The following is a 25,374-nucleotide window of genomic DNA, read 5'->3' on the forward strand; positions in this document are numbered from 1 at the left end:
AACTATAGGGGAACGACAGGGGGAACGTTTTACACAATCGCTATGCCCTAGCGAATCAGTTAACCATTTTTAACGGATATTTATTGCCGCATTTCTATCCTATCACGATTTGTTGCCGATTTATCAATAATCTAATAGCTCTAGAGGTTTTGATAATGAAAGTGGTAGTGATTAGGTTTACTGGAATCTGGCAATACTTGGGGTTGGAAGAGGTGAAACGTCCAGGATGGGTATGCTGTAAAGTATGCAAATGATAAGTTCTCCTTGGGGAGGACGAGCTGGAACTGTCTCTTAAGTCAGATTTATGATCAAGAGACAGTTATTTACGTGAGATTTGTCAGTGGCTTGAGGATGTAGAGCCTTATGTTTTCCGATACCATCCCATCAACTTAATATATGAATTGGTAATTGTAATCGCTGCATTGCCGCCAGAATCTCCGGTATTACCTGAAATGGTATGGTTGTGTGATCCTATTGATACCGTATGAGAGTGGGCGCCATTAGTGCTAGTGTTAAATTTGGCATTGTTCCAATCTGTAGATTTTGATCCCTGATTGTTCTTAGAACCGTCGAAATGACCATAACGCCCACCAGTAGTTTCACCCCAACTGCTATCATGATAGTGATCTCCAGTGACATTAGTGGTTTTAGCGCCATAATCAAATGTGCTCGTTGTCCCAAAAAATGTATGATTATGTGCTGGCATTTGCGCCGCTGTCAGGCTTATCAAATCATTGCCACCGGTTGATAAAATATCGGAGCCATTGGCGTTAGCTAATCGAATGGTTTTATTTTCACCAATATATTCCCATGTAGTACCCGGAAATAGCACATTTGGGTTTTTATTTTGAGCGAACCAAATCACAATTCCTACAGGATATTGGGTGTTAATAATGGTTTCAATTAAGCCAAGGTTTTTCACAAATGTATTTTTATCAGGAATGTCTGCGCCGTTTTGATCTTTTGCTAGCCGATTATTAGCGTTATCGTTTACATCAGAAACAAGCTTCTGAGTTGCAGCAAGGGTGTTACTGTTGCCTGTTTGGTCTGTGAGTTGAATAACACCTTGTTGTGTCAATGAGGCGCTTGGTACTTTGGTTGTGATTTTTTGTTCTAATGCTCTATTTAATTGGGTAGTGAGTTTAGCTATATCTCCATCATCTAAAACATCATTGCCAGATTGGGTCGCGATAAAATCAGCAATAACAGAGGATATGGTTGATGACTGACGTAATACCTTATTTAGTAAATGAGTAGTAATATTTTCTGGTGGAAATCCAGTCTTCAAACCCTGATCTTGTTCATATCTTTCTTGGCTAATTACATTAGCATTACTACTAATGGAAAAGGCTTTAAAATCATTTTTGGCACTCATACATTATCCTTAAATTAAATAATATTATTTTATAATCAATGTATTAAATTATTGTAAAAATAATTTCCTGAAACCTATTTTAATGATAGTTTAGCTCGGAAAAATTATGATAAAGTGTCCTTGTAACTTAGGAGGTTAATTGTTTTTGTATAATGGATAGAAATAAAAATCCGAAATTATATGAGCAGATAAATATCTAAGCCATTTATATTCAACATCTGAAAAGATGCTAATAACCATATTATTTTTTTTCAATGCGGTTTTATTAATTAAACCATCCTTATAATGTAATTAAATGCTACATTTCTTGGACGTGTTTCATTATCACCATTCATCCCAATAGATTTATATTCCCCTAAGCCGCCTCGATCATTAGGATCGCCATGCATACCGCCACGCACGGGGTCTGGATATTGAAGAGAGGTTTGATCGCTGTTAGTGGTAGAAATACTATGATTATGCCTTTTGAACGCATCATATTGAAAACTCAATATACTACGTCCATTGTCAATACCACGCCAACTATCCCAACCACGAATAAATTCACCACGTAAATCGGGTAATACTCCATTAGGATAGGCTTGCGCTAATTTCGGATATTTTGTTTTATCAAAAGAAGCGCCGTTACATTGTGCCCATCCTTCTGGTGGGGTGGCAGTCGGCCAGGGGAGTGGTACCCCTACCGGGATCAATTTTTCAAATAAACTGAGGTTTCTCACAAAAGCATCTTTATCAGGAATATCTGCGCCGTTTTGGTCTTTTGCCAGCCGGTTATTCGCATTCTGATTGACATCAGAAACAAGCTTCTGCGTTGCCGCAAGGGTATTACTGTTGCCTGTATTGTCTGTGAGTTGAATAACGCCTTGTTGTGTTAATGAGGCACTTGGTACTGTTGTTGTAATTTTTTGTTCTAACGCTCTATTTAATTGAGCAATCAGTTTAACTATATCACCATCATCTAAAATATCATTGCCAGATTGGGTCGCGATAAAATTAGCAACGACAGAGGATATGGTTGATGCTTGACGTAATACCTTGTTTAGCACATGAATAGTAATATTGTCTGGGGGAAACCCAGTTTTCAAACTTCGGCTTTCTTCATAGGCTTCTTGACTGACTACATTAGCATTGTTACCAATAGAAAAAGCTTTAAAATCACTCTTGGGATTCATATATTTTCCTCAGATTAAATAATAGCGTTTATAAGTAGCATGTTGAATTATTGAAAAACTCATCTTCACCAGTATATGTCAATAATAGTTTAGCTCGTAAAAAGCATAATAAATTATTCTTATAACTTAAGGGGGTAATAGTTTTTATATAATAGGTGGCAATAAAAAATACGAAACTGTTGATCGGGTAAATATCTAAATGATTTACATTCAACATTTGAAAGTTATTTTTATCTTCCTGCTTTTCATATATTTTCGGTAATTTTTTATAATGATACTCTCTAGTTTAGTCTTTACACTTTAAACCGTCATTATTTTATTGAATTAACTAAGTAATATAGGATTTTTTTGCCATAATTCTGTAAACTCCTGTTTATCTCGGCTAGTGTAAATTATTTACTGGTGCTCAATGAGCCATAAACGATCACTGACTACGCAATTGTTGCGAGTCAGCCTAATATACCCGTTATCTTTCAAGTTGCCTCTTTGTTGGCTGCGCTCACTCACCCCGGTCACATAGTTCTCTATGCTCCCGGGGATTCGCTCCCTTGCCGTCGCGATGCATCTTGAAATCCATAGGGTATAGCGAGAGGATTATTTTCAGGTCGGGGGAAAGTCAATTTTATCAAAGCGTGAATTTCGTAGCGCCTTTTTGACTCTTTTCAAATTATCTCTGAATTTTGAACCACGGCGCAGGGTAAAACCTGTAGCTAAAACATCAATAACGGTTAATTGAGCGATTCTTGAGACCATTGGCATATAAATATCTGTATCTTCCGGGACGTCCAGAAGAATGGCGAGCGTTGCTTCGTGGGCGAGGGGAGAATCTTGGGAGGTAATTGCGATAACTGTCGCATCATTTTCTCGCGCAAGTTGTGCTGCTTCCACCAGGCTTTTAGTTCTGCCGGTATGGGAAATGAGTACGACGACATCACCTTCGGCACTGTTAATACAGCTCATTCGTTGCATCACAATGTCATCAAAATAGATAACGGGAATGTTGAACCGGAAAAATTTATTCATTGCATCATGGGCGACGGCCGCAGAAGCCCCTAGGCCAAAAAATGAGATTTTTCGGGCTTGAGTCAGTAAATCGACAGCTCGGTTAATGGCTGTGATATCCAAATTGTTTTTGACGGTATCCAGAGTTGCCATTACCGATTCAAATATTTTATTGGTGTAGGCACTAACTGTATCGCTCTCTTCAACATTGCGATTTACGTAAGGCGTGCCATTGGCAAGACTTTGGGCTAGATGGAGTTTGAAATCGGGAAAACCTTTGGTATCCAGACGGCGGCAAAAACGGTTTACTGTGGGTTCACTGACTTCCGCCATTTTTGCCAGCGTTGCGATACTGGCATGAATTGCAGTTTGTGGTGAAGCCAGGATTATCTGCGCCACTTTTTTTTCTGATTTACTCAAGAATTCGATACTATTTTGGACTCGTTCCAGTGTATTCATAAAACGCAGTTACCTGTGGTTTTGACGATTTCATTCAGATGAGAAATCTATATAAATTTTTATGAAAATATACTATTAGCAAATTGAAGCTGGCAGTAGGAAGTCACAATAATTTAATGTTTTTCATAAAAGTATGACAAGTGTCTAACTTTCACATTGGTAATTATCTTTCATAAACGTTGTAAAGTTACATAAAGCTATCACATTTTTATCATTGATAAAACATATTGTTAACAGAGGGACGTGGTTATTCGTTATCGCTGTTTACGCGCCATAGTCAAAAGAGTACATTATTGGTTAATGCTGTAACAAAATTACAATATCCCGCAATGAGGAGATACATATGGCGGTTACTTCTACAGCTCAGGCTTGTGATTTAGTCATTTTTGGCGCTAAAGGGGATTTGGCTCGCCGGAAATTATTGCCTTCCCTTTACCAGCTTGAGAAAGCGGGTTATATCCACCCAAAAACCCGAATTATCGGTGTTGGCCGGGCTGATTGGGATAAAAAGGCGTATACCAAGGTTGTTGAAGAAGCTTTAAATACGTTCTTGCCGGAAAAATTAGATCCAGAGTTATGGAAGACATTGAGTGAACGTTTGGCGTTCTGCAATCTGGATGTTAATCAAAAGGAAGATTTTGCCAAACTGAAAGCGATTCTTAATCAAGGGCACCAGCCAGCAATTCACTATTTTGCCATGCCGCCAAGCACTTTTGGTTCGGTTTGTCACGGATTGGGCCTTGCCGGGTTAAATAAAGAGCCAAACCGGGTTGTGATGGAAAAACCTTTAGGGACTGATCTTGAATCATCTAAAGCCATTAATGATGAAGTAGCAAAATATTTCAATGAGCGTCAGGTTTATCGTATCGATCATTATCTGGGTAAAGAAACCGTATTGAATCTATTAGCATTGCGGTTTGCCAATTCCCTATTTGTGAATAACTGGGATCACCGGACAATTGATCATGTACAAATTACGGTAGCTGAAGAGGTCGGTATTGAAGGCCGTTGGGGTTATTTTGACCAAGCCGGGCAAATGCGCGATATGATTCAGAATCACCTGTTGCAAATATTGACCATGATTGCTATGTCTCCTCCGGCAGATCTGACGACAGACCGTATCCGTGATGAGAAAGTAAAAGTATTGCGTTCTCTGCGTCGTATTGATCATACGAATGTGCGGGAGAAAACAGTACGTGGTCAATACACTGCCGGTTTTGTTCAAGGGCACAAGGTACCGGGGTATCTGGAGGAAGAGGGGGCGAACAAGTCCAGTCGGACGGAAACTTTTGTTTCTATCCGTGTCGATATTGATGACTGGCGTTGGGCCGGGGTGCCTTTCTATCTGAGAACGGGTAAACGTTTGCCAACGAAATGTTCTGAAGTGGTGGTGTACTTCAAAAAGCCCGCGCTGAATTTGTTCTCTGAATCTTATCAGCAACTACCACAGAACAAACTGACGATTCGTCTGCAACCGGATGAAGGTATTGATATCGAAGTTCTGAACAAAGCCCCGGGGCTGGAGCACAAGCATCGTTTGCAAACCACTAAGCTGGATCTGAGTTTCTCTGAAACGTTTAACCATATTCCATTGGCAGATGCTTATGAGAGATTGTTGCTGGAAGCTATGCGGGGTATTCAGGCGCTATTCGTTCGTCGTGATGAGGTGGAAGAAGCTTGGAAATGGGTTGATTCTATTATGAATGCATGGGCGGCGGATAATGATGCGCCTAAGCCTTATCAGGCGGGAACATGGGGGCCGGTTGCTTCTGTTGCTATGATCACTCGCGATGGTCGTTCGTGGAATGAGTTTGAGTAATTGATAAACCTTTCTGTTGAAGCTCAAGCCGCGCTGTAAGCGGCTTGGGTTGTTATCAACAAGGTATCAGCTTATGTTGATATCAATTCTGTTTTTTGATTCAACTCTGTTTATCAGATAAAAAATGAGCAAAATTGAGTGGTTGCTTTCTATTATTTCGTATGGTAGAAGTAATAGGAACACTAACACTAACACTATTTATGAGGATTCTTCGTATATCGCGCGGAATATCAGTGCGATGAAAGAATGAGATATCATGAACAGCGCCAAAAGCGTCAAGTTTCAAAGTTCCACCCATGTACTTTTCCTTTCTGCCATTTTATCCAGTGAGCATTACTGGTGTGGTGCATTATAGCGTCTGACTCCTGTTAACCGGTTCTCAACCGGTATTTCTATTTCGTCAAAACGTCAGGTTATTATTTCTCATCTCATGCATAGATGAGTTAGATCATTTATTAGCTTGCGTCTTGACGTGCGTATTTACGTGGTCAGGAGAAAGAAAATGATTTATTGGTTATTCCTTGCAATGGCAATTGTTACCGAAGTTATCGGTACCTTATCGATGAAACATGCCAGCGTTTCCGGTGGTGTAGTTGGCATGGCTGTTATGTACATCATGATCGCCACATCCTATATTTTGCTGGCAATGGCGGTGAAAAAAGTTGCATTAGGCGTTGCGTACGCTTTGTGGGAAGGGGTTGGCATTTTATTTATTACTGTTTTTAGTGTCATGTGGTTTGATGAATCACTGTCATTGATGAAAGTAGGTGGTTTGGCTCTGCTGATAACAGGAATTATGTTGATTAAATCCGGCACTAGAAAAGCGGCAGTTAAAAAATCGGCAGAGGTAGTGAAGCAGGTGGCAAATAAGGCTGTCAGTGTCGCAACAACCAAAAACAGTAAAATAAAGGAGGCATAACATGTTGCAACAATTTGAATGGTGGCATGCGGCGTTCTTATTCCTTGCCGTCGCGTTGGATATTTTAGCGAATATTTTACTGAAACTTTCTAATGGTTTTAGACGTCCTTGGATGGGTGTTCTCTCGCTTATTGCTGTCCTTGGGGCGTTCAGTGCGCTTGCTCAGGCAGTGAAGGGAATTGAGCTTTCTATTGCTTATGCCTTATGGGGCGCTTTCGGTATTATTGCGACGGTTGCTGCTGGCTGGATTATGTTTAATCAGCGTTTGAATTGTAAAGGTTGGGGTGGAATTGCCTTGTTGCTGTTGGGCATGGTGATGATCAAGATGGCTTAAGTCGTGGAGTAACCCAATCTGGGGGGAGTATGATTCACAGAGATTGTTTTAATTTTGTCGCTCCTGATGCGCTTATAACTATTTTTTTCTCTGTTCAGGTATTTTGATTAAATACTGTATAACTCCTCCCGCTTTGGTTTTTAAATAACGAATTTTATTGTTTATTTCTTATATTATCTGCTGGCATGCAACTAGCAACTATTTTGCATAATAACCAGCAGATATGAATAAAAGTGACTTTTAACAGCTAAAACAGACGTCTGGTTTATGGCCATCTTTCACACAACAACCAGGACAACAAGACTGAACAATATAGCGGCCATTCCCCATTTCCTTCATGTCAAAGTCTTTATAACGATAAAAAACATGTTGACCCATTGCGGTGGAACAAGATGGGCAACTTTTATAGATCTTGCCTTCTACTTCCGCAACAACAGAATCATGAAGGGGCTCATGACAACCTGAACAAACATCCATAGAATGCTCCATACCAAGTGATAAAAGTTATTGAAGATTAGGCCATGTTTATATTCACTCAACAGTGGCCCGACATTGATGTGCTTATTAGAAAGTATGGACGACGTATAAGTATAATTCAACATTGAAAAGGTAAATAATAGAAAATCCATTTGGTGAGTTAACTCTACCAGATGAAATTAACGCTATTTGTGATAAGCAATATTGGAAACTATTTTATTTACATTGATCATCAGAGTACTATCAGCAGTTCAAACATAACATATATTTATAAAATGGGTCATTAAGGGCCATTGCTAAAGTAAAGTAGGTATTTTGACCCGTTATAATGAATTTATGTGCAGGTTCCTAAAATTCTCAAAAAGCTATAGAGAATGGATTTAAAAATTGTCTATGCCAGAGCAATTTTTTATCTATTTCACTTAATTCAGTTTCTTCACAGATACTATTCCAATTATCTTGGATTATTGATATTTGTTTATTAAATATTTCTTTTGCTTTTTGCTCTGAAATATTAAAGTTATGCGCAGTTTCCAAACAAGTTTGTAATTGACTTAGATTTTTATTTCCGACTATTAGCATTGCTTGAGATGCTTCATTACCCGATCTACCTTGAGGGCATATATCGTAAGCCGGAGTTAAACTTAAATTTTTTCCATCCCAAAATGCAGCATGATTTCGAGCGTGATCATCTGTATTACCGCATAGTATATTAAAAACTAATCGTGAAAATAATTCTTCTAATGTTTTCTGAGGATTAGTGAAACTATATCGTATAATCTCGGCAAATTTTTCATAACTAGCATATCTGGCCATCATATCATCCAAACTAAATAGAGTTAGAGCAGAGACCATTGATTTTCGTAACCAACTATTTTGGGTATATTCTCGATCAAATCTCTCAATTAATAGTACATTTTTATTTGCAGATGTTGCTAATTTTACTGGTGCAACATCAATACCAACTAGCTTCGCAAGTCTCATAGCAATAAACTCTGCTTTAACCACACTGTAAAGATCACTACTTGAAGAAAATTTAGCGACATATTTTTTTCCTTTATCTTCAATTAGTGCCTTGGGCCGTGCTCCGCCAATTGAACTACCGTGAAAAAGTGCTTGGTCTAATTCTGGCGTTAATAATAGACCATTTTCAACTCGTTCTGCGGATTGAACTAATTCTTCTAAGCTGACATTCTTTATAGATCGTGGTGTATATTCCGATGGAGATAGCTGAAAATCTAAAGCACCTATACGGTCAGATCCTGATTCAAGAAGGTAAGTTATTTCATTTAATATAGTAGTTTCTGTATCTGCTCCTTTTAATCCTAATTTTTTGTTGATTATAACTCTGCGACCCCACGCATCAGGTGAAGCGTCGCGGATACAGCCAGGTATTGTCAGATCACTCTGTGGGGATATGATACCAGATTTTAATGGTAATTCTGGTTCATAAATCGAGATAGATGGTGGCTGGCTATTGAATCTTTCAAGGTAACTTTTACCATAGTTAAATAGAATACGGCCGTTAAATTCTTCCAGGCGGCCAGCAACCACTGGTTCAGTTTGTTCTGGTAACCATATCCAGACATAAGCTTCTTTGTTGTTAGAAATCATCGTATACCTCTCTCTTTTTTTCCTGAATACGCCGTGGTAATAAAACTAATTTATCTCTTGTTTGTTCTATACGTGTTGAGATAGGAAATTTATCATTGTCAAACAAGTTGATACCTACAAGGTTGGCCAGCTCAAATGCTAATCCTATGGAGCAACCCATATCCCCATTTTCAATTTTTTGTAGCGTGGTTCTGGATATACCAGCACGTTCTGCCAAATTCTTTTCTGACCAATGGCGTTGTTTTCTACCTAACTTGATTTGTTCTCCGAGTAACATAACTGCCTCTTGGGAGAATTTTGAATAGGCTCTATGTTTTAACATACTTCCTCCTGTTGACCATTATAGTGGTCATTGATGGCCTTAATGAACACTATAATGGTCATCATCATGGTTTGTCAAAATGAGAATGTCAATATTAGATGGGCATTATAATGGTCACATCTTATAGTTCAAGGCATAAGAGGAAGGTTAGAATTGTTGAGTTTATAACATTCCATTTAGAACAATGAATAATATAGTTAATGAAAATGTCGATTAATATTTTATTTTAGAATGTTATTGTAACTAAATTAATGGAGAAAGCTATATCTTATTTACATTAGTAACATCTATTGGGATATTCTGAATAACCTCCATATAATTAAAATATAAATGGAGGCGATAGAGAATGTCCCAAAATTAATATTAAATACCTGCGATAACTTTTATCTCGACTTTGTATTTGGGATTCATTAGTTTAGCTTCAACTGTACAACGTACTGGCGCTCTTCCTGCAACAACCCACGCATCCCAGGCAGCATTCATGCCAGCAAATTCTTTTCCATCAGCCAGAAAAATAGTGGCGTCGATAATTTTGCTTTTATCAGAACCGAGACGCTGTAACATAATATCAATGGCGGTCAGTGTATTCGCTGTTTGCTCAGTAATATCACCATCCAGATTTTCCGGTACGGCGGTGTAGTAAATGGTTTTATTGTAAATTACCGCTTCGGACCAGCGATCCTGTGGATCAATATGTTCAATTGTCATGGATACTCCTTTCTGTGAATGACTATCTGCCTGATTTTGGGTGGTGATCAGAACATACTATTGGCATAATCTCCATCCATTCTATTGAAAGAGACGGTTTGTGTCAGACGATTTTGCGAAAAATGGCGCCCTTGCTAAAGCAATAACAGGTTTTAAACCCCGTGATGCTCAAAGAGAAATGGCAGTGGCTATTGAGTGTGCGATTAAAAACCATCAACAATTGGTCGTAGAAGCAGGCACGGGAACAGGTAAGACATTTGCCTATTTAGCACCCGCGTTGCGTTCTGGGCAGAAAGTGATCATTTCTACAGGTTCTAAGGCATTACAGGATCAGCTCTATAATCGTGATTTACCGACAGTCGCTGAAGCAATTAATTTCACCGGTAAATTGGCGTTGTTGAAAGGCCGTGCAAATTATCTGTGCTTGGAACGGTTGGAACAGCACTCTTTTGGGGGCGGACAATTAGAAGCAGAAATTTTGTCAGATATTGTTCGGCTAAGAGGCTGGTCTTCACAAACTGAAGAGGGGGATATCAGTACTTGTCACCAAGTGGCGGAAGATAGCCAGGTTTGGCCGTTGGTCACTAGTACGAATGATAACTGCCTAGGTAGTGATTGTCCGCGTTATCAGGAATGCTTTGTTCTCAAAGCTCGCCGCCGGGCAATGGAGGCGGATGTTATCGTTGTTAACCATCATCTATTTATGGCGGATATGGTGGTGAAAGAAACGGGATTTGGTGAGTTGATCCCGCAAGCAGAAGTCAAAATATTTGATGAGGCGCATCAAATCCCTGATATTGCCAGTCAATATTTTGGTCAGCAATTAAGTAGCCGCCAATTGATGGATCTCTCCAGAGACATCACTATGGCGTATCGCACGGAAGTCCGAGATCAAGTTCAATTACAAAAGAGCGCAGATCGTCTGAGTCAGAGTACACAAGATTTCCGGCTAGCGTTGGGAGAGAACGGTTATCGGGGTAATTTGCGGGAGTTATTGCAAAATCCGCAAGTGCAGCGGGCATTGGTATTGCTTGATGATGCGCTTGAGCTTTGTTATGACGTGATGAAATTATCTTTAGGGCGTTCAGTTATGTTGGATGCGGCATTTGAAAGGGCAACAATTTATCGTAATCGTCTTAAGCGCTTGAAAGAAGTAACTATCCCCGGTTATAGCTATTGGTTTGAAAGTTATGGTCGCCATTTTCTTTTAGCACTCACACCGCTGTCTGTTGCTGATAAATTTAGTGAGATAATTAATGAGCAATCAGGTTGTTGGGTGTTTACCTCAGCTACATTGTCTGTTAACGAGCAACTTTCCCATTTCACTGAACGGTTAGGTTTAAAAGAGGCGAAAACCTTATTACTGCCAAGTCCATTTGATTATCAAAGTCAGACACTACTTTGTGTTCCTCGTCATTTACCATCACCAAATCAGCCTGGTAGTGCAAAATGGTTGGCAGAGATGTTCAAACCACTCATTGAAGCCAATAAAGGTCGATGTTTCTTTTTATGTACTTCACACCAGATGATGCGCAATCTGGCGGAAGCGTTTCGTGCCAACATGACATTGCCGGTTTTGGTTCAGGGTGAAACCAGCAAAGGTCAGCTACTTTCGCAATTTATTGCTGTCGGCAACGCTTTATTGGTGGCAACCAGCAGTTTTTGGGAAGGTGTCGATGTGCGCGGCGAGGCGCTTTCCTGTGTCATTATCGATAAATTGCCCTTTACTGCGCCGGATGATCCACTGCTAAAAGCCCGTATTGAAGATTGCCGACTGAGAGGCGGTGATGCATTTAATGAAGTTCAGTTGCCGGACGCGGTTATTAGCTTAAAACAAGGTGTCGGGCGGCTTATTCGTGATATTGATGATTATGGCGTTGTTGTCATTTGTGATAATCGTTTAGTGATGCGTCCATATGGTGAAGTGTTTTTGAATAGTTTGCCACCTTCACCACGAACCCGAGATTTAACGAAAGCGGTCGCTTTCCTGCAAGCCCGGCAATCTCCTAATATTTCTGGTTTCGCACGGTAATTTTGTACCAGACCGCAGAGCATGCTTTTTTTGTTTATGGGTTTGCTAAAAGTGACAGATCTAATATTGAATATGACGAAGAGACACAGTTTAAGAAGATGGCGTCCCACGTTTTAGGGTTATCAGATGAACAATTAGCTAGACTAATTGAAAAAGGTCATTTTTCGGAGGTGATTAAATATGGTTAAAAAGTATCGTAGTGATGCGTTTGCTGCAATTCACGAAACGATGGAGGCATTAAGCGAAATAGGGGCTGTCAGTAAGCAAACTATGCGTGAGTTTGATGCTGCCTGTTTGACTCCCATAGAATCACTATCTCCAGAGGAAATACGTTCTCTTCGTGAGCGGGAGCATTTGTCACAGCCTGTTTTTGCCCGATATTTGAATGTGAGCAAAAATCTTATATCAGACTGGGAGCGTGGAGCAAAAAAACCCGGAGGCCCAGCCTTGAGGTTGCTTACGATAGTTAAGAAGAACGGAATTCAGGCTATTGCATGACATAATTAAGGATTGCTCCATAATTATAGCAGCAGATCACGTTGAGAAGCGATGGAGCACAGGTAAACTTATCTCTTTTCTATCTGATAATTCATAAAAACACAGCTATCCCCTGTGTACATATGGCAAAGGGTAATGGCCTTCATATGGCTGCCAACTGGGTAAAATCGACTAGGCTATGATAAAATAGCGCCTTATTTTGGATTATATTTCTTGCCGAGGTGCTTAAGGCATGCCTGTACGAATTCTGGCTATTGATACTGCAACGGAAGCTTGCTCTGTTGCTCTTTGGAATGATGGTGCCGTTTTGGCACAGTTTGAAATTTCTCCACGTGAACACACGCAACGTATTTTACCTATGGTTCAATCTGTTCTGGCAGAAGCCGGGATGAGTTTACAACAGCTTGATGCTTTAGCTTTTGGCCGTGGGCCGGGTAGTTTTACCGGTGTGCGTATTGGTGTTGGTATTGCTCAGGGCTTGGCTTTGGGGGCTGAACTGCCGGTGATTGGTGTATCAACGCTCAATGCAATGGCGCAAGGTGTTTTTCGTCTGCTAGGTGCAACTCAGGTATTAACCGCCATTGATGCCCGGATGGGAGAAGTTTACTGGGGGCAATATATCCGTAATCAGCAAGGTGAATGGCAAGGAAGTGAAACAGAAGCTGTGTTGAAACCGGAACAGGTACAGACATTCATGGCTTCATTGAGTGGCGATTGGGTGGTTGCTGGTACTGGCTGGCAGGCTTATCCTCAGTTGATGACAAGTCATTTAACGCTAACTGATAGTAGTATCACATTACCTCATGCTGAAGATATGTTACCTATAGCGATACAGATGTGGCAAAACGGTGAGGTGACGACTGTAGAACATGCTGAACCGGTATACTTGCGTAATGAAGTTACTTGGAAAAAATTACCAGGCCGTTAAGTATTTATTGATGAAACTTGTAGTAAAAGAAGGTATCTAATAAGTTATTTTAAACATGATGATTGGGACAATTTTCAGGAGGAGGTGGTTATGTTAAGAGTAATAAACTACCGGACGAGTGTTAAAGCGCTAATCTTGTTAGGTGCTGTAATGCTTACAGGCTGTATCGCTGTTCCTGATTCAGTAAAAGGAACGTCACCAACACCTGTTCAAGATCTGCTTGCTGTTAAGAGTACGCCTGAGCTGTTTATCGGTCAGGAAGGGCGATTCGGCGGCAAGGTACTTGGTGTAGTGAATGAAAATCACCGTACTCGTCTGGAAATATCGTCATTGCCATTAGCGTCGGATGCCAGTCCAGAGCTACATGAGCCTTCCCTTGGCCGTATCTATGTTTATGTTAATGATTTCCTTGATCCTGACGATTTTAAAGGAAATTACGTCACTGTCGTAGGCCCGATAGTGGGATTGCAAAAGGGAAAAATTGGTTGTGCGGATTACACTTATGTTGTGATTAATGCGATGGGCTATCAACGCTGGAAAGTTGTTCAGCGAGTATTGATGCCTTATGGCCCGGGGCCTTGGAATTATTATGGCTATCCATATTATTCAGGTTGGGGATGGAATTGGTATTACCCCGACCCCGCACCTGTTGAGACTATTTTGACCAGATAGAGTTATCTTAATCGGGATTGTCGATATAGACTTTGTGACATTGTAACTTTATTTCCAATTTGAGCCGCCGCAATAATATGTGGCGGTAATTTATCTATTATTTCCTATCTATCTTTGGATTGATCGTTAATTTCATTGCAATTCTTGCACCCAAACCCGCAGTCATTTCTTCTGCCAGAATTTTTCGTAGTTCATCAGGAATATCATCCGGTTGTAGTATGACAAAACCGAATTTGTCATATAATTTACGGCTTGGCATAAAATCACGAAAAGTTGTGAGATAAAGAGTGGTTTCCCTGTTCTGTTCTAATTGCTCAATGATTAAGCTAAGTAGGGTACTGGCAATACCTTGCCCGTTATATTTTGGCAACACATCAATCTCAGCTAGCAGCATCAATTGATTTAAACGTCGGATTAGCGCAAATCCAACCAGCTTTTGATCACTTTCAGCAACCCAAAGTTGCTGTTCCTGAATACCTGATTCAATTTCATACGTGGATAGGGTTTGGTCACCGAGTGCTTTTGGTAAGAGTTTTTCTGGAAAAAGAGAAGCTGCTTGGCGCTCTATATTGCTGATAGTTGCACTATCTTCATAGGTTGCCCTTCTGACTGTAATGTTATTTATAATCATTTTTTATTACCATTATATTTCTAATAGCGTATTGGAATAGACGAAAGCAATAAATGCTATTTCAAAAATGCTATCTTAAGCAAAAAATAAGTAGGTCAATGTATAACCAATAGCTACTAAGTTAAATATTAACTAGAGCAATAATATACTGATAATTAAAAATAATTTACAGACGACACCATTCTCTTTGTTTTTATGTATAAGGATTAACATGAAATTAGTGATGTGTATCTCAACCTGAACAATGTTTCTTTTTTAAACTGGTACGCTGAGTTAATAATTTGTTAAATCAAGGCGTGCGTTATTTATTAGGCGAGTGATAACATAGCAATTAAAATTTCAGGAGTACTACCTTGGAGAAAGTCTGGCTAAAACACTATCCGGCGGATGTTCCTGCGGAAATTGACCCGGATCGTTATGCATCATTGGTTGAGATGTTTGAAAATGCCGTAGCGCACTATGCAGATCAACCTGCATTTATCAATATGGGTGAGATTATGACCTTCCGTAAATTGGAAGAGCGTAGTCGGGCATTTGCAGCATATTTGCAAAATGGTTTGGGATTAAGTAAAGGAGATCGCGTTGCTCTGATGATGCCAAACCTGCTGCAATATCCCGTTGCACTGTTTGGTGTTCTGCGTGCAGGTATGATTGTTGTAAATGTAAACCCGCTGTATACGCCGCGTGAGCTTGAACATCAGCTTAATGATAGCGGCACTTCCGCTATTGTGATCGTCTCCAATTTTGCCCATACATTGGAAAAGATCGTTTTTAATACTAAAGTTAAGCATGTTATTTTGACGCGTATGGGCGACCAACTATCTCGTCCTAAAGGTACGTTGGTCGATTTTGCGGTGAAATACATTAAGCGGTTGGTGCCGAAGTATAATTTGCCTGATGCCATTTCATTCCGTTGTGCGATACAGAGGGGTTATCGCATGCAATATGTAAAACCGGAGATTAACGGTAATGATTTGGCCTTTCTGCAATATACCGGCGGCACTACCGGCGTAGCTAAGGGAGCTATGCTGACTCACCGTAATATATTGGCAAATCTTGAACAGGCAAAAGCGGTTTATTCTCCATTATTACGTGCAGGCCAAGAGCTGATTGTTACGGCGTTGCCTCTCTATCACATATTTGCGTTAATGGTGAATTGCTTGTTACTTATTTACTTGGGTGGGTGTAATCTTCTGATCACTAACCCGCGTGATATTACGGGTACGGCTAAAGAATTAGGTCGTTATCCGTTCACTTCTGTCACCGGGGTGAATACGTTGTTTAACGCCTGGTTGAATAATGAAGAATTTAAGAAGCTTGATTTTTCTACGCTGCGTCTGGTTGTTGGTGGTGGTATGCCGGTACAGAAAGCGGTTGCTGAGAAATGGGCAAAAGTGACAGGCACCAATCTGCTTGAAGGTTATGGTCTGACAGAATGTTCACCTTTGGTTTCCTGTAATCCTTATAACTCGAAACATTATACTGGCAGTATTGGTTTCCCGGTCTCTTCAACGGAAATCAAACTTGTGGATGATGATGGTAATGAGGTAGAGATGGGCCAGCAGGGGGAATTGTGGATACGTGGACCACAGGTGATGGTTGGTTATTGGAATCGCCCTGATGCAACAGAAGAAGTGTTGAAAGATGGTTGGGTAGCAACGGGTGATATTGCGAATGTTAATGAACAGGGTTCCATTCATATCGTAGATCGTAAAAAAGATATGATTTTGGTTTCTGGTTTCAATGTGTATCCTAATGAAGTTGAAGATGTTGTATCAGCTCACCCTAAAGTGCTAGAGTCAGCAGCAATAGGTGTATCAAGCGAAAGTTCCGGTGAAACTGTCAAAGTGTTTGTGGTTCGGATAGATCCTAGTTTGACCGAGGATGAGCTTAGAACCCATTGCCGTCGTTATCTAACAGGGTATAAAGTACCGAAGATCATTGAGTTCCGGGATGAATTGCCTAAGTCTAATGTAGGTAAAATTCTTCGCAGGGAACTGCGTGATGAAGAGGAAAAGGTCAGGAATGTAGCTATAGCCTGAGATCCTCTTCATAATATTGATAAGCACGACAACGCCGGTATCAGCCGGCGTTGTCGTGCTTATTCCATGAATGGCTAAGAGAACTATGTTTTGAATTATCAGTTGATCACCACAGATGCTCAGTTGCAGCAAGTTTGCGAAAGGGCAAAAAAATACTCAAAAGTAGCATTGGATACTGAATTTGTACGCACACGGACGTATTATCCACAATTAGGTTTGATACAACTGTATGATGGCGAACAACTTTCTCTGATTGATCCACTTAATATCACCAACTGGCAACCTTTTCGTGAGTTAATTACTCATCCTCAAATATTGAAGCTGTTGCATGCCGGCAGTGAAGATTTGGAAGTTTTTCTGAATGCTTTCCAATGTTTGCCTGAACCGATGATTGATACTCAGGTCCTGGCGGCTTTTATTGGGCGCCCGCTTTCATGTGGCTTTGCCGCGCTGGTGGCTGAATATATTCATGTCGAGCTGGATAAAAGCGAATCCCGAACTGATTGGCTTGCTCGCCCGTTAAGTGAAAAACAGTGCGAATATGCGGCAGCGGATGTTTATTATCTGTTGCCTTTGGCGGATATCCTGATGACTGCGACAGCGCAGGCCGGATATATGGAGGCTGCGACGGGTGAATGTCAGCTTATCAGTCGACGCCGCAAAGAGATATTAGAACCAGAATCTGCTTATAAACAGATAGGCAACCTCTGTCAATTACGCCCCCAACAGCTTGCGTGTTTGAAAAAACTGGCTGCATGGCGTTTGAATCAGGCCAGAGAACGCGATTTAGCCGTGAACTTCGTCATTCGTGAAGAAAACCTGTGGCAGGTAGCGCGTTATATGCCAACTTCTTTGGCAGAGTTGGATGCGTTAGGTCTAAGTGGGCAGGAGATTCGTTGTCATGGCCGTCGTCTATTGGCAATGGTCGCTGAAAGTGGAAATATCCCTGAAAGCGAATGCCCGCCGCCAGTGACGAACCTGATTGATCAACCTGGTTATCGTAAAGCGTTTAAGGATATTAAAGCGCTGATCCATCAGGTAAGTGAGCAGCATAGATTTAATTCTGAATTATTGGCATCTCGTCGTCAGATTAATCAATTACTCAGTGTTCATTGGAAATTGAAACAATTAAATGGCAAGCCTGAGCTGCTTAGTGGATGGCGGGGAGAGTTGTTGGCTGAACCTGTTGCCGAGATTTTGTCGAACTATCCTGATTAATCCATATCAGAGCATTAGCTTGATGCTAGGCTAAAGCGCGAGAAAGGGGTTCCCGTTAGGGTTACCCCACTTCAGACTGCCATATAATATAATGAGCTTGGTTACTTTGATGGTGGTAATGATAAAACAGCCCTGTCTATACCCGTTATCTTTCAAGTTGCCTCTTTGTTGGCTGCATTCGCTCACCCCAGTCACATAGTTCGCTATGCTCCCGGGGATTCACTCCTTTGCCGTCGCGACGCATCTTGAAATCCATAGGGTATATCTGTGTTATTTTTGAGCTTCTTCTGTCTCGGGTAATGTTATATTAAGTTCCAGCACGGAAATATCATCACCTTTTTGTTCAAATTGCACAGAGAGCATATCTGGATCTACCTGTATATACTTACAGATTACCGCCAAGATATCTCGTTTCATATCAGGCAGATAAGCAGGTTCAGAATCACCACGGCGACGCTCTGCCACGATGATTTGCAACCGCTCTTTAGCGATATTTGCTGTCGTCTTTTTTCTCGACAGAAAGAAATCTAGCAAGGCCATGTTTTATCCCCCAAATAGGCGTTTTAAGAAGCCCTTTTTCTCTTCTTCAATGAAACGGAAAGGACGTTCTTCTCCTAATAAACGTTCAACAGTATCTGCGTACGCTTTTCCTGCGTCGGATTCTGTATCCAGAATGACTGGCTCCCCTTGGTTAGATGAACGCAGTACAGATTGATCTTCTGGAATAACACCGATTAAAGGAATGCATAAAATTTCCAGAACGTCTTCCATACTTAGCATATCACCACGACTTACACGACCCGGGTTATAGCGAGTTAATAGCAGGTGTTCTTTAATGGGATCTTCACCCCGTTCAGCTCGCCGAGATTTAGAAGCCAGAATACCCAAGATACGGTCCGAATCACGTACCGAAGAGACCTCAGGATTAGTTGTGATGATCGCTTCATCAGCAAAATAGAGTGCTATTAACGCACCACTTTCAATCCCTGCCGGGGAATCGCAGATGATGAAATCGAAACCTTGTTTATCCAGATCAGTTAAAACCTTCTCAACGCCTTCAGGGGTGAGAGCGTCTTTATCGCGGGTTTGTGATGCAGGCAAGATATAAAGATTCTCGGTACGTTTGTCTTTAATTAATGCCTGGTTAAGCGAGACGTCACCTTGGATAACGTTCACGAAGTCATAAACTACGCGGCGTTCACATCCCATAATCAGATCGAGGTTACGCAGGCCGATATCAAAATCGATAACGACGGTCTTTTTACCTCTTTGAGCAAGGCCAGTAGCAATGGCCGCGCTTGAAGTGGTTTTGCCAACGCCACCTTTACCTGATGTAACAACAATAATGCGTGCCATGAAGTGATTCCTTATTAAAAGGGCTAGATTAAAGGTTCAATAGTTAATTCATTATTTACCAGGCTAAGTTTTGCGGCTTTTCCTGCTAATTCAGTCGGGATTTTATCGCCAAGCCAATATTGCCCTGCGATAGAAACAAGTTCTGCATTTAAATGGGTGCAAAAAACCAGACACGCCTGATCACCGGATGCACCGGCTAACGCCCGACCACGCATCATGCCGTAGATGTGAATATTGCCGTCGGCAATCAACTCGGCGCCAGCGCTTACATTACTGGTGACAATAAGATCACTGCCTTGGGCATAAATCCTTTGACCTGAGCGAACTGGTAAATTAATTACGCGAGTTTTTTTAATCTCAGGTTCTGCCGGTTTATTTTCCTTTGCTGAGGCTTTTTGTTTTTTGCCTTCGCTTAGTAATGGTAAGGATGCTTGTATTACCGCTCTGCGTTGTTGCTCATCACGACAACCACTCATTCCGACAATACGGAATCCTGCTGAATCAATAGCGTGATGCAGCGCTTTCAGATCAGCGTCTGCCGGCAGAGCGGAGATGTTAATGACAACAGGCGCGTTTTTCAGGAAATCCGGTGCTTGTTCCACTTTTTCCTGTAGGGCCTGTAGAATGATTTCTGGTTGGTCACTGTGTAAATGAACAACCGAAAGCGTAAAATTACTGCCTTTTAGCTCAATTGGCGACTGTGACATCTATCCTGACTCAGATTCAGCAAATTTGAGATCACCCCAGAACAACCTCTGGGATACGATATTTTGAAATACAATAAACATGTTATAATTACTGAATTATTCAAGCAAGTTGTGACCTGAATTTAAAAGAGTTTATTATAATGATTTGTGTGATCTACAGAAGCCCGAAAAGAGAGCAAACATACCTTTATGTTGAAAAAAGAGATAATTTCTCTCGCGTCCCCGAAGAGCTACTGAAAAGTTTTGGCCAGCCTCAATATACAATGATGATTTCTCTGGCAGACAGAAAGAAACTGGCAGGCGCTGATATAGAAAAGGTAAAAATATCGTTAATTGAGCAAGGTTTTTACCTGCAAATCCCACCTCCGGTTGAAAACTTAATGAATGCACATCTGAACCAGATGGAAAAATAAGAAGAATCCAAGAGTTTGATGAGCAAAGTTAATCGTCATCGCGGTTTTATTAACCACCACAATATTCACAGTGAGCCGTGCTTTTAAAGGACAACAATCAGGTTTGTATTTTAGAGGAAAAATTTCCTTTGAATAGCGGTAACCTCTTTCCGTTTCCTGTGCTCCTTATTTTGCGATGAGTCTTGGCGTGGTGGCCGATGAGATATGGCAATAAGTGCTATAATTATGGGTGTGTTGCCTAATAAACCAGAGTGAGGAACGAATATGTATCAACACAGAGACTGGCAGGGGGCATTACTGGATCTTCCTGTCAATAAAGTGGTTTGCGTTGGTAGTAATTACGCTAAACATATTAAAGAGATGGGAGCTCAGCCAGCGGAAGAGCCAGTCGTTTTTATTAAGCCAGAAACTGCACTGTGTGATATACATCAGCCAATTGCAATTCCAAAAGATTTTGGTGCCGTTCATCATGAAGTTGAACTGGCTGTGCTGATTGGTACACCGTTGAAACAGGCAAATGAAGAGCGAGTTAGCGCCGCGATCGCTGGTTTTGCTGTTGCGTTGGATCTCACCTTGCGTGATTTGCAATCTAAGTTTAAGAAAGCAGGTCAACCGTGGGAAAAAAGTAAGGCGTTTGATGGCTCTTGCCCGATATCTGGGTTTATTCGAATAAGCCATTTTGGTGATCCACAGAATGTCCAGTTTTCACTAACAGTCAATGATGAGCTACGGCAGAACGGCGACAGCAGTGATATGCTGACACCAATCATTCCTCTGATCAGCCATATGTCGCACTTTTTCACTTTGCGGCCGGGGGATGTGATTCTCACTGGTACACCGGAAGGTGTTGGAGCACTGGAAGCCGGTGATGTGTTAAAGGTTACTCTGAATGATAATTCACTCACTACCAGGGTGATTTGAATAATATAAGGAATAGTAGAAGCTATGTCTCAGCCTTTCTGGCAGGTAAAAACTCTAGATCAGATGACGGATGAAGAATGGGAGTCATTATGTGATGGTTGTGGGCAGTGTTGCTTACATAAATTGATGGATGACGATACCGATGAAATTTATTTTACTAATGTTGCTTGTAATCAGCTCAATATAAAAACGTGCCAATGCAAAAATTACGAAGAGCGTTTCAGATATGAGCCGGATTGTATCAAGTTAACCCGTTATAATTTGCCGACTTTCGAATGGTTGCCAAAGACTTGTGCATATCGTTTGCTTGAAGAAGGGAAGTCATTGTTACCGTGGCATCCTCTGATTAAAGGTTCCAAATCAGCAATGCATAGCGAAAGAATTTCAGTTAGGCATATCGCTGTACGGGAAATTGATGTTGTAGAGTGGGAAGATCATATTATTAATAAACCTTAATAATGATCTAACTAACTATAATTTAACAAATTATTTTCTGTGTTTCCCTCGTTGGGGCTTGTTCCAGAGTTAAGCTATCCAATGGGTGTATCCGCCAAGAATAAACTAAAGGTTGATTGTATATAATTGCGTCTATACTATTACCATTAGGTAATTGAACCTGTGGTCTATTATAGGAGGCATAAAGTATGCCAATACATGTGGGAAACATAGAAAAGATTACCAATGATTTCATCCAATTGAGTGAGTTAGAGTTCAATCGTGTTCTGTATGATGCTCTTGATTCCTCTGGTACTAATATTGTGCATGATGTGGATGAACTCATTTTTCCTCCAGGTTACCGGTTAATCAGGGTTGATAACCGGTTAGATTTGGATGATATAGATGAACCTTACTTTGAATTAGCGTTACTTAGTGATGAAACAAAAGAAGTGGTTTATTACAATAAAGTGATTGTAATAAGTGACCTAGTGCTTAACTGTCGTCCCGCTTCGCAGATACTTGTGTGGCGAACGAGGAAACCGCAGCATAAAGCAGCATTAAGTGATTTGGCTGCTAAAATCTTTTTCCACTATCTGATTAAAACCTATGATGTTGTCGCTTCAAATATAAGTCAAATAATAGAAGGCACCTCTTTTTGGCAAGCCAGAATGTATGAGGCGTTACAGTTTGGGCTTTATGTTTACGGTTATGATGTTATGACCTGTGAGTTAAGAAGTATTTTAGCTGAAGATGATGTCAGTAAAGAGCAGAGTTGGTTATGGGGTAATGCGGAATATTATATGGATAGACTGGCGATTATTTCCAGAATCAAGTTGCCTAATAAGTAATTAATTTTTCCAAGTTGTATCTGAGGTGAATATAATGGTTCGAGCTAATTCGAACCATTATTAGTTAATTACAAAGCACCGGAAACCCAAGCATTAATTTTATCATAGAACGATTTAATTGATTCCCATGCTCTGCTTATCCATTCAGAGAGTTGCCTGGCTGCATCAAGTATAAAATTTGAAAGCCTGCCAAACAAACTGGAGAAGAATGCATTAGTTTTTTCCATAAAACTTTGGATTGCTGCTCTGGCGTTAGGAAATTGTAACCCAAATTGAATGGCTTTATCGTAACTTGTATCAATTTGTCTGTTGTTCTCATCTTTGGTTCTTTGACGAGATTTATTCATGTTATCGATCCAGTCTTGGTCTGCGTTGTCTGGATCAGCGGCAATTGCTTCCTGATATTTCTGTGTGCTATCAGTTACACTTGCCTTGGAAACGTTTGTTGTTGAATTAGCACCAGATTTCACTGAATCTTTCAATTGATTAATAATACCATCTATTTCCTTATTTTCGGTAATATCTACACTTTCATATTGTTCCCCAAGTATATTTGCATATGCCTGGAGTTCAGGTGTCGATGGCACAAATTGTTCAGTTTTAGAGTCATTTAACATATGCTTTGCGTGTTGACGCATTTCGTTCATGAGGTCGATAAATTGAATATCTGTCGATGTAATATTAGACATAAATTATTTCCTTTTATTTAGTTAGTAAACTATCTATTAAATTTAAAAGCGTATAACTCTTTATTTAAATTGGAAGGAATAAGTTAAAAGTAAATTACATTATCTATTTTTGTCGATTTTTTCTCCTATAATATTTAAAAGATCAATGTCAGTGATAAATTTATTCTTAGATATTATATCTATAGGTGCCGAAAAGTATTTTTCGGCACCTAAATAAAACATAAAACACTTGGACAAACAGAGTTTAATTCTGAGTCCATTCAAGGAATTTCACTCTGCTGAATGTCTAATGCTAACTTTATAAATGAGTTTTTTTAATTACTGAACTTAATCTTTCAGTTTATAAACCAATGTATTATCGGAGTGAGAGAGTGTCAGTTTTTGACCTTTCAACTTCACTTTAACGCCATCGGCTAATACTTTACCAATCAGGTAATCCCATTGATTTAATTTATCATCAGAACAAAGCATCTGAGTGCTGGCTAAGTTTTTAACGGTCAGTACACCATTTTTCAGTTTGCCTTGACCCATAAAGAGATTACACATGGAACCAGAAATATGCATTTTTTCACCGAACTCAATAGTTGGTACGCGACCATCTTGATTTTGCGCGCCTTCTCCGTTAACGCTCACCAGGACAAATTTGTGATGTTGTAAATCATTAACTGACACGTTTTCTGTCGCTGAAGCTTGGAATGTGGCTAACAATAAAGTTGCTGTTGCCAAAGGTAGTATTTTTTTCATGTTTATCTCCTATATATTATTTTAAGGGTACTTACTAACAATATTCGGGCAATTTTCCCCGTTGAGTAATTGCTGGATATTTCCCAGCGTAATTTCACTGATACTGGTTAAGGCTTCTTCTGTCAGAAATGCCTGATGACCGGTAAACAGCACGTTATGACATGAAGACAAGCGACGAAAAATATCATCCTGAATTACGTCATTAGATTTGTCTTCAAAGAAGAGATCGCGTTCATTCTCGTAAACATCCATACCCAGAGCGCCAATCTTTTGTTGTTTTAATGCATTAATGGCAGCCGCGGAATCAATCAGAGCCCCTCGGCTGGTATTGATGATCATTACGCCGTTTTTCATTTTGCTGAAAGCAACTTCATTCAGCAGATGATGGTTTTCTGGTGTTAACGGGCAATGAAGGGATATGACATCGGATTGTGCATACAGCGTATCCAGATCGACATATTTAGCACCGAGCTCCAAAACAGTTTGATTGGGGTAGGGATCATGAGCTAACAGACGCATACCAAATCCGTTAAGAATACGTAAGGTAGCAATACCAATCTTCCCGGTTCCGATAATTCCTACTGTACGGTTGTGCATATTGAAACCAATTAAGCCTTCAAGAGAGAAATTGGCGTCACGGGTACGTTGATAAGCTCGGTGAATACGGCGGTTTAAGCACAACATTAATCCGACGGCATGTTCAGCAACAGCTTCAGGAGAATAGGCTGGAACCCGTACAACCTGAATACCCAATTCTTCAGCCGCATCCAGATCAACATTATTAAAACCTGCACAACGTAATGCGAGGATTTTTATATTCATTTCAGCCAATTCTTCAAGCACTTCACGGTCAGCATTATCGTTGACGAAAATACAAACAGCATCTGCGCCAATAGCGTTTTTGGCAGTTTTTGAACTGAGAGGGAAGTCGAAAAACTCGAAATCATAACCAAATCCGAGCTTTTTATTGACCTGCTCCAGATGTTTATAGTCATACTGTTTGGTACTGTAAACGACTAATTTCATGGGATTATCT

The 25,374-nt window shown here is 40.4% G+C and carries 28 protein-coding genes; 14 read left to right on the top strand and 14 right to left on the bottom strand.

Going from position 1 to position 25,374, the window contains the following annotated elements; translation table 11 throughout:
• Positions 1-361: 361 nt before the first annotated feature.
• The 3 genes from BA1DRAFT_RS01485 to BA1DRAFT_RS01495 all read right to left on the bottom strand — a co-directional run bounded on the left by BA1DRAFT_RS01485 (position 362) and on the right by BA1DRAFT_RS01495 (position 4,008).
• Positions 362-1,375 (bottom strand): tail fiber protein, encoded by a 1,014-nt coding sequence (locus tag BA1DRAFT_RS01485; RefSeq protein WP_036775556.1) that lies wholly within the window; start codon positions 1,373-1,375, stop codon positions 362-364.
• Between the two features lie 269 nt (positions 1,376-1,644).
• Positions 1,645-2,547 carry a tail fiber protein gene (locus BA1DRAFT_RS01490; protein ID WP_036775557.1) on the bottom strand — a complete coding sequence of 301 codons (903 nt, stop codon included), beginning with the start codon at positions 2,545-2,547 and terminating at the stop codon, positions 1,645-1,647.
• Between the two features lie 600 nt (positions 2,548-3,147).
• Positions 3,148-4,008, bottom strand: a complete 861-nt coding sequence (locus BA1DRAFT_RS01495) for a MurR/RpiR family transcriptional regulator (RefSeq protein WP_036775559.1) — start codon at positions 4,006-4,008, stop codon at positions 3,148-3,150.
• Positions 4,009-4,351: 343 nt separating this feature from the next.
• On the opposite strand from BA1DRAFT_RS01495, the gene zwf reads away from it, so the two are divergent.
• The 3 genes from zwf to mdtI all read left to right on the top strand — a co-directional run bounded on the left by zwf (position 4,352) and on the right by mdtI (position 7,080).
• Positions 4,352-5,827 (top strand): glucose-6-phosphate dehydrogenase, encoded by a 1,476-nt coding sequence (gene zwf / locus BA1DRAFT_RS01500; protein WP_036775560.1) that lies wholly within the window; start codon positions 4,352-4,354, stop codon positions 5,825-5,827.
• Positions 5,828-6,329: 502 nt separating this feature from the next.
• Positions 6,330-6,746, top strand: coding sequence for a multidrug/spermidine efflux SMR transporter subunit MdtJ (gene mdtJ, locus BA1DRAFT_RS01510; RefSeq protein WP_036775563.1), 417 nt, complete (start codon positions 6,330-6,332; stop codon positions 6,744-6,746).
• Between the two features lies 1 nt (position 6,747).
• Positions 6,748-7,080: a multidrug/spermidine efflux SMR transporter subunit MdtI gene (mdtI, locus tag BA1DRAFT_RS01515; protein ID WP_036775564.1), complete on the top strand. Its 333-nt coding sequence runs from the start codon at positions 6,748-6,750 to the stop codon at positions 7,078-7,080.
• A 240-nt stretch (positions 7,081-7,320) separates the two neighbouring features.
• Here mdtI and BA1DRAFT_RS01520 read toward each other — a convergent pair whose 3' ends face one another.
• The 4 genes from BA1DRAFT_RS01520 to BA1DRAFT_RS01535 all read right to left on the bottom strand — a co-directional run bounded on the left by BA1DRAFT_RS01520 (position 7,321) and on the right by BA1DRAFT_RS01535 (position 10,201).
• Positions 7,321-7,557, bottom strand: coding sequence for a hypothetical protein (locus tag BA1DRAFT_RS01520; RefSeq protein ID WP_036775565.1), 237 nt, complete (start codon positions 7,555-7,557; stop codon positions 7,321-7,323).
• A gap of 357 nt (positions 7,558-7,914) precedes the next feature.
• Entirely contained in the window at positions 7,915-9,171 is a 1,257-nt protein-coding gene (locus tag BA1DRAFT_RS01525) for a type II toxin-antitoxin system HipA family toxin (RefSeq protein ID WP_152544260.1), read from the bottom strand.
• Positions 9,161-9,493, bottom strand: a complete 333-nt coding sequence (locus tag BA1DRAFT_RS01530) for a helix-turn-helix transcriptional regulator (protein WP_036775567.1) — start codon at positions 9,491-9,493, stop codon at positions 9,161-9,163. The genes BA1DRAFT_RS01525 and BA1DRAFT_RS01530 overlap by 11 nt, the downstream gene beginning before the upstream one ends.
• A 363-nt stretch (positions 9,494-9,856) precedes the next feature.
• Positions 9,857-10,201, bottom strand: coding sequence for a RidA family protein (locus BA1DRAFT_RS01535; RefSeq protein WP_036775570.1), 345 nt, complete (start codon positions 10,199-10,201; stop codon positions 9,857-9,859).
• A 100-nt stretch (positions 10,202-10,301) separates the two neighbouring features.
• On the opposite strand from BA1DRAFT_RS01535, the gene BA1DRAFT_RS01540 reads away from it, so the two are divergent.
• From BA1DRAFT_RS01540 to BA1DRAFT_RS01560, 5 genes are all read left to right on the top strand, one after another.
• Positions 10,302-12,233 carry a DNA repair helicase YoaA gene (locus tag BA1DRAFT_RS01540; RefSeq protein ID WP_036775571.1) on the top strand — a complete coding sequence of 644 codons (1,932 nt, stop codon included), beginning with the start codon at positions 10,302-10,304 and terminating at the stop codon, positions 12,231-12,233.
• Positions 12,234-12,235: 2 nt separating this feature from the next.
• Entirely contained in the window at positions 12,236-12,421 is a 186-nt protein-coding gene (locus tag BA1DRAFT_RS01545; protein WP_051560616.1) for a type II toxin-antitoxin system RelE/ParE family toxin, read from the top strand.
• Positions 12,414-12,731, top strand: a complete 318-nt coding sequence (locus BA1DRAFT_RS01550) for a helix-turn-helix domain-containing protein (RefSeq protein ID WP_011146385.1) — start codon at positions 12,414-12,416, stop codon at positions 12,729-12,731. Before BA1DRAFT_RS01545 ends, BA1DRAFT_RS01550 begins: the two co-directional genes overlap by 8 nt.
• Before the next feature lie 232 nt (positions 12,732-12,963).
• Positions 12,964-13,659 carry a tRNA (adenosine(37)-N6)-threonylcarbamoyltransferase complex dimerization subunit type 1 TsaB gene (gene tsaB / locus BA1DRAFT_RS01555; RefSeq protein ID WP_036775573.1) on the top strand — a complete coding sequence of 232 codons (696 nt, stop codon included), beginning with the start codon at positions 12,964-12,966 and terminating at the stop codon, positions 13,657-13,659.
• Positions 13,660-13,749: 90 nt separating this feature from the next.
• A complete protein-coding gene (locus BA1DRAFT_RS01560) occupies positions 13,750-14,331 on the top strand; it encodes a Slp family lipoprotein (protein WP_036775575.1) in 582 nt (193 codons plus the stop codon).
• A 97-nt stretch (positions 14,332-14,428) separates the two neighbouring features.
• Here BA1DRAFT_RS01560 and BA1DRAFT_RS21160 read toward each other — a convergent pair whose 3' ends face one another.
• Entirely contained in the window at positions 14,429-14,962 is a 534-nt protein-coding gene (locus BA1DRAFT_RS21160) for a GNAT family N-acetyltransferase (protein ID WP_051560617.1), read from the bottom strand.
• 353 nt (positions 14,963-15,315) lie between these two features.
• Here BA1DRAFT_RS21160 and fadD point away from each other — a divergent pair, with 353 nt between their 5' ends.
• Both fadD and rnd read left to right on the top strand, forming a co-directional pair.
• Positions 15,316-17,004 (top strand): long-chain-fatty-acid--CoA ligase FadD, encoded by a 1,689-nt coding sequence (gene fadD / locus BA1DRAFT_RS01570; protein WP_036775576.1) that lies wholly within the window; start codon positions 15,316-15,318, stop codon positions 17,002-17,004.
• Positions 17,005-17,094: 90 nt separating this feature from the next.
• Positions 17,095-18,222, top strand: coding sequence for a ribonuclease D (rnd, locus tag BA1DRAFT_RS01575; protein WP_036775579.1), 1,128 nt, complete (start codon positions 17,095-17,097; stop codon positions 18,220-18,222).
• 270 nt (positions 18,223-18,492) lie between these two features.
• Here rnd and minE read toward each other — a convergent pair whose 3' ends face one another.
• Genes minE through minC form a run of 3 tightly spaced genes read right to left on the bottom strand, consistent with a single transcriptional unit; the run spans position 18,493 to position 20,285 of the window.
• A complete protein-coding gene (gene minE, locus BA1DRAFT_RS01580; protein ID WP_036775580.1) occupies positions 18,493-18,762 on the bottom strand; it encodes a cell division topological specificity factor MinE in 270 nt (89 codons plus the stop codon).
• A gap of 3 nt (positions 18,763-18,765) precedes the next feature.
• Positions 18,766-19,578: a septum site-determining protein MinD gene (gene minD / locus BA1DRAFT_RS01585; protein ID WP_036775582.1), complete on the bottom strand. Its 813-nt coding sequence runs from the start codon at positions 19,576-19,578 to the stop codon at positions 18,766-18,768.
• Between the two features lie 23 nt (positions 19,579-19,601).
• Positions 19,602-20,285: a septum site-determining protein MinC gene (gene minC / locus BA1DRAFT_RS01590; protein ID WP_036775585.1), complete on the bottom strand. Its 684-nt coding sequence runs from the start codon at positions 20,283-20,285 to the stop codon at positions 19,602-19,604.
• 140 nt (positions 20,286-20,425) lie between these two features.
• Here minC and BA1DRAFT_RS01595 point away from each other — a divergent pair, with 140 nt between their 5' ends.
• From BA1DRAFT_RS01595 to BA1DRAFT_RS01610, 4 genes are all read left to right on the top strand, one after another.
• Positions 20,426-20,698 (top strand): YcgL domain-containing protein, encoded by a 273-nt coding sequence (locus tag BA1DRAFT_RS01595; protein ID WP_036775587.1) that lies wholly within the window; start codon positions 20,426-20,428, stop codon positions 20,696-20,698.
• A gap of 264 nt (positions 20,699-20,962) precedes the next feature.
• On the top strand, positions 20,963-21,619 hold the full coding sequence (locus BA1DRAFT_RS01600; RefSeq protein WP_036775589.1) for a fumarylacetoacetate hydrolase family protein: 657 nt from the start codon (positions 20,963-20,965) through the stop codon (positions 21,617-21,619).
• A gap of 24 nt (positions 21,620-21,643) precedes the next feature.
• The gene (locus BA1DRAFT_RS01605; RefSeq protein ID WP_036775592.1) at positions 21,644-22,075 is read left to right on the top strand and encodes a YcgN family cysteine cluster protein; all 432 of its coding nucleotides are present in this window, start codon (positions 21,644-21,646) and stop codon (positions 22,073-22,075) included.
• 188 nt (positions 22,076-22,263) lie between these two features.
• Positions 22,264-22,905, top strand: coding sequence for a hypothetical protein (locus BA1DRAFT_RS01610; RefSeq protein WP_036775594.1), 642 nt, complete (start codon positions 22,264-22,266; stop codon positions 22,903-22,905).
• Between the two features lie 68 nt (positions 22,906-22,973).
• On the opposite strand, the gene BA1DRAFT_RS01615 is transcribed toward BA1DRAFT_RS01610, so the two are convergent.
• The 3 genes from BA1DRAFT_RS01615 to BA1DRAFT_RS01625 all read right to left on the bottom strand — a co-directional run bounded on the left by BA1DRAFT_RS01615 (position 22,974) and on the right by BA1DRAFT_RS01625 (position 25,364).
• Positions 22,974-23,594 carry a hypothetical protein gene (locus BA1DRAFT_RS01615; RefSeq protein WP_036775596.1) on the bottom strand — a complete coding sequence of 207 codons (621 nt, stop codon included), beginning with the start codon at positions 23,592-23,594 and terminating at the stop codon, positions 22,974-22,976.
• A gap of 327 nt (positions 23,595-23,921) precedes the next feature.
• A complete protein-coding gene (hslJ, locus tag BA1DRAFT_RS01620; RefSeq protein ID WP_036775598.1) occupies positions 23,922-24,338 on the bottom strand; it encodes a heat shock protein HslJ in 417 nt (138 codons plus the stop codon).
• Positions 24,339-24,359: 21 nt separating this feature from the next.
• Entirely contained in the window at positions 24,360-25,364 is a 1,005-nt protein-coding gene (locus BA1DRAFT_RS01625; RefSeq protein ID WP_036775601.1) for a 2-hydroxyacid dehydrogenase, read from the bottom strand.
• Positions 25,365-25,374: the final 10 nt, after the last annotated feature.

It is taken from the genome of Photorhabdus aegyptia (assembly GCF_000612035.1).
Lineage (GTDB): Bacteria > Pseudomonadota > Gammaproteobacteria > Enterobacterales > Enterobacteriaceae > Photorhabdus > Photorhabdus akhurstii.

Bases quoted from the DNA above. Each gene is read 5' to 3' on its own strand.
- BA1DRAFT_RS01485 (WP_036775556.1), bottom strand. From the start codon at position 1,375: ATGAGTGCCAAAAATGATTTTAAAGCCTTTTCCATTAGTAGTAATGCT.
- BA1DRAFT_RS01490 (WP_036775557.1), bottom strand. From the start codon at position 2,547: ATGAATCCCAAGAGTGATTTTAAAGCTTTTTCTATTGGTAACAATGCT.
- BA1DRAFT_RS01495 (WP_036775559.1), bottom strand. From the start codon at position 4,008: ATGAATACACTGGAACGAGTCCAAAATAGTATCGAATTCTTGAGTAAA.
- zwf (WP_036775560.1), top strand. From the start codon at position 4,352: ATGGCGGTTACTTCTACAGCTCAGGCTTGTGATTTAGTCATTTTTGGC.
- mdtJ (WP_036775563.1), top strand. From the start codon at position 6,330: ATGATTTATTGGTTATTCCTTGCAATGGCAATTGTTACCGAAGTTATC.
- mdtI (WP_036775564.1), top strand. From the start codon at position 6,748: ATGTTGCAACAATTTGAATGGTGGCATGCGGCGTTCTTATTCCTTGCC.
- BA1DRAFT_RS01520 (WP_036775565.1), bottom strand. From the start codon at position 7,557: ATGGATGTTTGTTCAGGTTGTCATGAGCCCCTTCATGATTCTGTTGTT.
- BA1DRAFT_RS01525 (WP_152544260.1), bottom strand. From the start codon at position 9,171: ATGATTTCTAACAACAAAGAAGCTTATGTCTGGATATGGTTACCAGAA.
- BA1DRAFT_RS01530 (WP_036775567.1), bottom strand. From the start codon at position 9,493: ATGTTAAAACATAGAGCCTATTCAAAATTCTCCCAAGAGGCAGTTATG.
- BA1DRAFT_RS01535 (WP_036775570.1), bottom strand. From the start codon at position 10,201: ATGACAATTGAACATATTGATCCACAGGATCGCTGGTCCGAAGCGGTA.
- BA1DRAFT_RS01550 (WP_011146385.1), top strand. From the start codon at position 12,414: ATGGTTAAAAAGTATCGTAGTGATGCGTTTGCTGCAATTCACGAAACG.
- tsaB (WP_036775573.1), top strand. From the start codon at position 12,964: ATGCCTGTACGAATTCTGGCTATTGATACTGCAACGGAAGCTTGCTCT.
- BA1DRAFT_RS01560 (WP_036775575.1), top strand. From the start codon at position 13,750: ATGTTAAGAGTAATAAACTACCGGACGAGTGTTAAAGCGCTAATCTTG.
- BA1DRAFT_RS21160 (WP_051560617.1), bottom strand. From the start codon at position 14,962: ATGATTATAAATAACATTACAGTCAGAAGGGCAACCTATGAAGATAGT.
- minE (WP_036775580.1), bottom strand. From the start codon at position 18,762: ATGGCCTTGCTAGATTTCTTTCTGTCGAGAAAAAAGACGACAGCAAAT.
- minD (WP_036775582.1), bottom strand. From the start codon at position 19,578: ATGGCACGCATTATTGTTGTTACATCAGGTAAAGGTGGCGTTGGCAAA.
- minC (WP_036775585.1), bottom strand. From the start codon at position 20,285: ATGTCACAGTCGCCAATTGAGCTAAAAGGCAGTAATTTTACGCTTTCG.
- BA1DRAFT_RS01595 (WP_036775587.1), top strand. From the start codon at position 20,426: ATGATTTGTGTGATCTACAGAAGCCCGAAAAGAGAGCAAACATACCTT.
- BA1DRAFT_RS01600 (WP_036775589.1), top strand. From the start codon at position 20,963: ATGTATCAACACAGAGACTGGCAGGGGGCATTACTGGATCTTCCTGTC.
- BA1DRAFT_RS01605 (WP_036775592.1), top strand. From the start codon at position 21,644: ATGTCTCAGCCTTTCTGGCAGGTAAAAACTCTAGATCAGATGACGGAT.
- BA1DRAFT_RS01610 (WP_036775594.1), top strand. From the start codon at position 22,264: ATGCCAATACATGTGGGAAACATAGAAAAGATTACCAATGATTTCATC.
- BA1DRAFT_RS01615 (WP_036775596.1), bottom strand. From the start codon at position 23,594: ATGTCTAATATTACATCGACAGATATTCAATTTATCGACCTCATGAAC.
- hslJ (WP_036775598.1), bottom strand. From the start codon at position 24,338: ATGAAAAAAATACTACCTTTGGCAACAGCAACTTTATTGTTAGCCACA.
- BA1DRAFT_RS01625 (WP_036775601.1), bottom strand. From the start codon at position 25,364: ATGAAATTAGTCGTTTACAGTACCAAACAGTATGACTATAAACATCTG.